1 protein-coding gene is annotated in these 1,215 nt (G+C 67.0%); it reads left to right on the plus strand.

Features of this window, described 5'->3' with window-relative positions:
- Positions 1-61: 61 nt before the first annotated feature.
- Complete coding sequence (locus B2X67_RS04325) at positions 62-1,066, plus strand: 2-hydroxyacid dehydrogenase (protein ID WP_273231356.1); 1,005 nt, start codon at positions 62-64, stop codon at positions 1,064-1,066.
- Positions 1,067-1,215 lie beyond the last annotated feature (149 nt).

A 1,215-nucleotide genomic window follows, 5' to 3' on the forward strand; every position in this document is an offset into this window, starting at 1 on the left:
GGGAGCCATCGTCGACCCGTCGGCAGCGTCCACCGGCGCGCGCCACCACCAGGGGATGCCCATGAAAATCGCCGTATTCAGCACCCAGCCCTACGACCGACGCTTCCTCGATGAAGCCAATCTGCAGTGCGACCCGAGCACCCCCTTCGAACTCGTCTACCAGGACGCCAGCCTGTCCGCCCGGACCGTGTCGCTGGCCCAGGGTTGCGAGGCGGTGTGCGTGTTCGTCAACGACGTGCTCGACGCCGAGGTGCTCGAAGCGCTCGCCGGCTATGGCGTGCGCGCCGTGCTGCTGCGCTGCGCCGGTTTCAACAACGTCGACCTGCAGGCCGCCCATCGCCTGGGCCTGTTCGTCGCGCGGGTGCCGGCCTACTCGCCGGAAGCCGTCGCCGAACACACCCTGGCGCTGGTGATGACGCTCAACCGGCACACCCACCGCGCCTACAACCGCGTGCGCGAAGGCAACTTCATGCTCGACGGCCTGCTCGGCATCACCCTGCACGGCAAGACCGTCGGCATCGTCGGCACCGGCAAGATCGGCCTCGCCACCGCGCGCATCTTCAAGGGCCTGGGTTGCCGCGTGCTCGGCTACGACCCCTACCCTTCGGCGGATTTCCAGGCCGTCGGCGAGGTCGTCGCGCTGGACGATCTGCTCGGCGCATCCGACATCGTTTCGCTGCACTGCCCGCTGATGGACAGCACGCGGCACATGATCAACCGCGAGAGCATCCGGCAGATGAAACGCGGCGCGATGCTGGTGAACACCTCGCGCGGCGCGCTGATCGACACGCCGGCGGTGATCGCCGCGCTGAAGTCCAGGCAGCTGGGCTCGCTGGCGATCGACGTCTACGAGCAGGAGGCGCAGCTGTTCTTCCACGACCGCTCCGGCGACATCATCGACGACGACGTCTTCCAGCGTCTGATGACCTTCCCCAACGTGCTGGTTACCGGCCACCAGGGCTTCTTCACCGTGGAAGCGCTGCGCGAGATCTCCGCGGTGACGTTGCACAACCTGAGCTGCCTGCGCGACGGCGTCGCCTGCGCCAACGTCGTCCCCGCGGTCTAAGGATCCCTCCATGTGGCAACAAACCTACGATCCGCTGGGTAACGCCTACCTGTCCGCGTTGCTGGCCGCCGTGCCGATCCTGTTCTTCCTCTTCGCCCTCACCGTACTCAAGCTCAAGGGACTCAACGCGGCGCTGCTGACCCTGGCGA

Source organism: Pseudomonas sp. UBA3153 (genome assembly GCF_002364635.1).
Classification (GTDB): Bacteria; Pseudomonadota; Gammaproteobacteria; order Pseudomonadales; family Pseudomonadaceae; genus Pseudomonas_O; species Pseudomonas_O kuykendallii.

What these genes read in the sequence shown, in the direction of transcription:
- B2X67_RS04325 (WP_273231356.1), top strand. Translation starts at nt 62, where the DNA reads ATGAAAATCGCCGTATTCAGCACCCAGCCCTACGACCGACGCTTCCTC.